Source organism: Dietzia timorensis, from assembly GCF_020742175.1.
GTDB lineage: Bacteria > Actinomycetota > Actinomycetes > Mycobacteriales > Mycobacteriaceae > Dietzia > Dietzia timorensis_A.
This window is the reverse complement of sequence record NZ_DYXM01000267.1, coordinates 1-4,973: the sequence shown is the minus strand read 5'-3', so window position 1 is coordinate 4,973 and position 4,973 is coordinate 1. Positions and strand designations below refer to the sequence as shown.

7 protein-coding genes are annotated in these 4,973 nt (G+C 66.1%); 4 read left to right on the top strand and 3 right to left on the bottom strand.

What is annotated here, in order from left to right; genetic code table 11:
* The first annotated feature begins 60 nt into the window (after positions 1-60).
* From K8V11_RS13820 to sigJ, 3 genes are all read left to right on the top strand, one after another.
* Positions 61-705, top strand: a complete 645-nt coding sequence (locus tag K8V11_RS13820; protein ID WP_303915495.1) for an ATP-binding cassette domain-containing protein — start codon at positions 61-63, stop codon at positions 703-705.
* A gap of 124 nt (positions 706-829) precedes the next feature.
* A complete protein-coding gene (locus K8V11_RS13815) occupies positions 830-1,408 on the top strand; it encodes a carboxymuconolactone decarboxylase family protein (RefSeq protein WP_303915492.1) in 579 nt (192 codons plus the stop codon).
* A gap of 16 nt (positions 1,409-1,424) precedes the next feature.
* A complete protein-coding gene (gene sigJ, locus K8V11_RS13810) occupies positions 1,425-2,303 on the top strand; it encodes an RNA polymerase sigma factor SigJ (protein ID WP_303915489.1) in 879 nt (292 codons plus the stop codon).
* Here the strand turns inward: sigJ and K8V11_RS13805 are convergent.
* From K8V11_RS13805 to K8V11_RS13795, 3 genes are all read right to left on the bottom strand, one after another.
* Positions 2,288-3,007 (bottom strand): M23 family metallopeptidase, encoded by a 720-nt coding sequence (locus K8V11_RS13805; protein ID WP_303915485.1) that lies wholly within the window; start codon positions 3,005-3,007, stop codon positions 2,288-2,290. The genes sigJ and K8V11_RS13805 overlap by 16 nt on opposite strands.
* A 134-nt stretch (positions 3,008-3,141) precedes the next feature.
* A complete protein-coding gene (locus K8V11_RS13800) occupies positions 3,142-3,681 on the bottom strand; it encodes a helix-turn-helix transcriptional regulator (protein WP_303915482.1) in 540 nt (179 codons plus the stop codon).
* Positions 3,682-3,765: 84 nt separating this feature from the next.
* Positions 3,766-4,254, bottom strand: coding sequence for an alpha/beta hydrolase (locus K8V11_RS13795; RefSeq protein ID WP_303915479.1), 489 nt, complete (start codon positions 4,252-4,254; stop codon positions 3,766-3,768).
* Positions 4,255-4,309: 55 nt separating this feature from the next.
* Between K8V11_RS13795 and K8V11_RS13790 the strand changes: the two genes are divergently transcribed.
* Complete coding sequence (locus tag K8V11_RS13790) at positions 4,310-4,966, top strand: DUF5701 family protein (RefSeq protein WP_303915477.1); 657 nt, start codon at positions 4,310-4,312, stop codon at positions 4,964-4,966.
* Positions 4,967-4,973 lie beyond the last annotated feature (7 nt).

Genomic DNA, 4,973 nt, shown 5'->3' with positions numbered 1-4,973 from the left:
CGTCTCGCTCGCCATGCTTATCGTGCTTCGCGGGCGCTGGGCGGACAGGGTGGGCGTGTCATGAGCAGCCCCCGCGACGGCGCGCTCCGCCTCGCCGGGACCATCACTCGCGGCGAGTTCTCCATCGCCGTCGACTTCTCCGTCGCGCCCGGCGAAGTCGTCGCGCTGTCCGGGCCAAACGGCGTCGGCAAAACCACCGTCCTCCGGTTCCTCGCCGGACTCGGCGGGATCCTCGGTCCCTCCGGCGCCTATACCCTCGGCGGCGAGGACATGACTCACCTTCCGCCGGAGCATCGCCGCCTCGCCTTCGTATTCCAGGAGCCTCGGGTTGTCCCACATATGACGGCGGTGGAGAACGTTTCCTTCGCCGCCACGCTCTCCGGGATTCCCCGCGCCGACGCACGCCGCCGCGCCGCCAGCCTCCTCGACGAACTCGGCCTTCCCGAAGCCAAACATTCGCTCAGGCCGGCGAAGCTGTCCGGCGGCCAGCGCGGGCGTGTCGCCATCGCCCGCGCGCTCGCCGCCGAATCCCCGCGCCTGCGTCTGCTCGACGAACCGCTCGCCGCAATAGACGCGCCGAGTCGCCCGCTTCTGCGCGAGGTGCTCGCACGGCACCTCGCGGCCTCGGACGCGCCAACGATCCTCGTCACCCACGACCGCTCGGACGTCGAGGCGCTCGCGAGCCGCGACATCCCGCTCGGCTGATTACCGGCCTCCGACAACAGCAGAGCTTCATCCACGACGATCTCGATGTCACAAAACCGGTGTGGACGGTGTCCCTATTGTGTGGGCTTCGACAAGCGGGCCCCGTCAATGCAAGGGGACGAGGATGAACAAGGTGCGGATGGAATGCGACGCCACCGATCGAGCGTGGATACCGCTGGGTGCGAACAGCCGGTTCGAGAGGTTCGCGGAGTGGGCGTCGACAAAGATCTACGGCAAGGTGCTCGACCCGCTGGCGGTGTCCTTCCACCACAAGGGTGCGCTTGCGAGCTCGCTTGCGTTGGAGGCGACCGCCTCGCGGTGGAAGGCTCTGCCGACGACGCTGAGCACTCTGGCGATCCTCGCGGTGGGCCGGGAGATCGGCTGCTCGTGGTGCATGGATTTCGGTTACTGGGAGGCCCATCACAGGGGAGTCCCGGTCGAAAAAATCCGCAGCATCGCGGGGTGGGAGACGAGTGCGGTCTATTCGCCGCCCGAGCGGAAGGTGATCGCCTACGCGGTCGCCGCGACGGCGACGCCCTCCGCAGTCACACGCGAGATGGTCGAAGAACTGCGGGAGGAGCTGACCGACCGGCAGATTGTCGAACTTGCTGCGCTGGTATCGCTGGAGAATTACCGTAGCAGGACAAACGCGGGGCTCGGGCTATCGAGCCAGGGCTTCGAGGATACCTGCGAGATCGGATGAGTGATGCGGTGTGAGCATGGACGATGACACCCACGCGCGGGTGTTCGTCGAGCACCGCGGGGCGCTGTTTCGCGCCGCGTACGGAATTCTCGGCTCGGTCGCGGACAGCGAGGATGCGGTGCAGGAGACGTGGCTGCGCTGGCGGGAGACCAATCTCGATGCGATCGAGCGGCCGCGGTCGTATCTGCTCACCGCGGTGACGCGGACGGCGCTGAACATCGTGCGCTCGGCGGAGCGGCGACGCGAGGCGTACGTCGGGCCGTGGCTACCGGAACCCGTGTCGACGGGGGAAGGTGCGGATCCGCCGCGCAGCGTCGAGGTGGCCGAGGACGTGTCGCTCGCGATGCTTGTCGTGCTCGAGTCGCTGTCGCCGCTCGAGCGTGCCGGGTTCGTGCTGCGCGAGGTGTTCGGCTCGCCGTACGAGGAGATTGCCGAGGCTCTCGGCCGCTCCGAGGCGTCCGTGAGGCAGCTCGTGCGCCGCGCGCGTGAGCACGTTCGCACCCGCGCGCCGCGCTACCCGGCCGACGCCGCCGCCCAGGAGCGCGTGGCGCAGCTGTTCCTCGGGGTGGCGCGGGGCTCGGTCGCGCTCGACGACCTCTTGGCTGTGCTGTCCCCGGACATTGTCCTCACTACTGACGCCGGAGGGCATGCGTCCGCTGCGCGGCGCCCGATTTCCGGTGTGTCGAAGGTGCTTCGGTTCACCGCCGGCATTCTCGCGAAGCCGGACACCCAGGCGCTGTCGTGGAAGGTTGCCGAGGTCAACGGTGCACCGGCGCTGCTCGGACATAACGACGGCAACGTCGACATGGTCGTGTGGTTCGAAATCGACGGGGACGAGGTGACCCGGGTGGACATGGTGCGAAACCCCGAGAAGCTCGGCTACGTCAGCGCATGAGCAATCATGTGCTGATTATTTGCCGGTAGCCCATCCACCGCGGTGGGGTCGTCGTCCAGTTCGATCGATGCGAATGCCACGGGCAGTCCGATCGCGGTCCACAAATTAGGCCGGTCGGCGAGCTGCGCGTGCACGTGCGGCTCGCTGCTGTTTCCAGAGTTTCCGCAGTTTCCGATATGCGTTCCCTCCCGAACCTGATCGCCACGCTTCACGGTCACCGAATCGCGTTGCAGATGGGCGAGCGTGGCGAAACTTCCCTCATCGGTCCGAATCGTGACGTGGTTGCCGACGATGAATCCCGGGCCGCCGATCTCTCGAACGACACCTTCGATCATCAAGTACGCAATGCTCAGAAGACTCGACCGGGCGCGATGATCCCTTTTCGAATCCGACGCCTTGACCACGACGCCATTAACCATCGCTCGCACCGGCTGCCCGAATGCTGGATATGAGCCCGCAGGCCGCATCAGCGTCCCGCCAAAAGTCGGGCGGGCCGAATCGGCCGGCTCGAAAACGAGGTCGATTGCATACGTCTGGCCATACGCCCGGACGCCGTGGCTCGGGACCTTCGTCGCGGGGCTGTTCATCCCAAGCCACCGACCCTCGACGGGGGATTTCACCACTCTGACGGCGTGCTTGGGAAGTATTCGCGGCACAAGAATGGTGAGAATTACGCTGAAAACGAACACCGCCAGCGCTGACACGGCGATAACCGTTCGCGCGGCGAGAAGCTCACCATCCCACCACGAGAGTCCGACGAGAAGATTGACAACGAGGACAGCGGTGGACGCATAGAAAAGTGGCCCGCGAAATCTGTAGATCCCAATGAGTGCCTTTTTCATCGCTGAGCTCCCGCCATCATCACGAGCAATGGAACTATTCGAGAGGCCGGGACCTCGTAGCTCCCGCGGCCGGACTGCCGAACCCATCCTGTGGCGACGAGTTGCCTGAGATGGTGATGCAATTGGCCCGTCGTGCCTAGCGAACCCTGATCTCCGAGCTCCGCCGTCGAGTGCGTTCCTGCGAGGATGTGGCGCAGAAGCTCAAGGCGGACCGGATGGCCCAGCGAAGCGAATGTGGCAGCGAAGTCGGACCAGTCTGACTCCAACAGAGCCTCTGTCTCCGCGCCTTGTTGCCACGCCGCCGGGGTTCCGTCTGGCAGCGTCACGGAGCCAAGGAGTATCACCTCGCCACCGTCGCTCGAAGAGTTCTGCTCGATGCGGGCGCGCAGACCGTTGAGTGCCCAGAACGTATCGGCGTCGAGTTTTGCCGCAGTGGGGGCTACTGAAGGCTCCTTCGAAGTGGATCCTTCGAGTTCTTCCACTCGCTTGGTCAGCTCGGCTATTTCAGTTGCGAGACGCTCGTATTCCTTCGCCATACCCTAATAGTACGTAATTACGTACTTACGAACTAATTTCAATGGTGGATGTCTGCGCGACTCGGCAGATGAATCCAGTCCCGGTCAGCGCGTGAACGCGGCGCGAAGCTCGTCGTGTCGGCCGTCGAACTGGTGGCCGCCGCTCGGATAGCGCGCCGTCTGCGCATGGGGAATCACCGCGGAGTTGAGGTCGAGGTGGGAATGCGGAACCACGTCGTCATCGGCGCAATGGTGCAGCGTGATGGACTGCGGCGGCTCGGGGCCGGTGAACTCGTAGTCGGCGACCGCCCAGCCCTCCGGTCCCCAATTCGGCATGGCGAGCATGTGCACCTCGAGCCGCGGCCACCGCTCCTCGGCGAGCATCCGCAAGAGTATCGAGCCGCCGAAGGAGTGGGCGATCACCATGTCGCCGTCGGTGAGTTCGGCGAGCGCCGGCTGGATCGCACCGGCCCACGAGTCGTACGACATATCCTCGTCCGACATTCGTGGCATACTCGCGTGCGCCCCGAACGCGGCGGCGAGCGGGCGGTCTTCATCGAATCCGCCCGCGCCGTGGATGAATAGTGTGCGCATGCCCCGAGGCTACGAGCGCGCGCGGCCGCGGGGAAGAGGGATCGAAGGAGTGCGCATGAACGGACAAACGCTGCCCACCATTTCCGAGCAAGTCGATTCTCTGGTCCGGAAAGGGCTGCCCGCGTTGGCCGGCATCTCCGAATCGGAGTGCCGCGAACTCGCCTCGCGGCTGGGAGATTCGCGGGAAGGGGTCGTGGTCGTTCACCCGTCCCTCGTGCCCGCCGCGAAGCTCGCACCGCTGCTCGTGCGCGAGGGCCGGCCGGGTTTCGTGGTCGAAGACATGACCGATCTCGCCGAGTTCGCCCCGATCGCCGGAGTCGAGATTCCCGACGCACCGCTCTATATCCTCGAAGCGCCGCAGCGCGGCGACGACATGCGCAATTGGAGCCCGGACGAGGCGCTGCCGGAGATCGCGGCGCGCGGGCGCACCCCGCTCACGGTCTCCGAGGGCATCTGCTGGCTGCTCTCCGACCCGTCGCAGCTGGAACCGAACCACTGCTTCATGACCATCGCCTCCCGCAAGCCCAAGGCGCGGCAGCCGAAATCGCAGAAGGGCGTCGCCCTCGACGCGCGAACACCCGCGCTGTGGATCAGCGGCGGCACCGGCCGAGACGGCGCCGAGCGCAAGGGCGCGCCGAAGGTCGGTTGGTGCTGGGCGGGGAATCGCCACACGTGGCTCGGCTTCGCCTCCGCAGCCGGGCGCGGCATCTAGCCCGAAA

Excerpts from the sequence above, each read along its gene's own strand:
- K8V11_RS13790 (WP_303915477.1), top strand. The coding sequence starts at position 4,310 with ATGAACGGACAAACGCTGCCCACCATTTCCGAGCAAGTCGATTCTCTG.
- K8V11_RS13800 (WP_303915482.1), bottom strand. The coding sequence starts at position 3,681 with ATGGCGAAGGAATACGAGCGTCTCGCAACTGAAATAGCCGAGCTGACC.
- K8V11_RS13795 (WP_303915479.1), bottom strand. The coding sequence starts at position 4,254 with ATGCGCACACTATTCATCCACGGCGCGGGCGGATTCGATGAAGACCGC.
- K8V11_RS13815 (WP_303915492.1), top strand. The coding sequence starts at position 830 with ATGAACAAGGTGCGGATGGAATGCGACGCCACCGATCGAGCGTGGATA.
- sigJ (WP_303915489.1), top strand. The coding sequence starts at position 1,425 with ATGGACGATGACACCCACGCGCGGGTGTTCGTCGAGCACCGCGGGGCG.
- K8V11_RS13820 (WP_303915495.1), top strand. The coding sequence starts at position 61 with ATGAGCAGCCCCCGCGACGGCGCGCTCCGCCTCGCCGGGACCATCACT.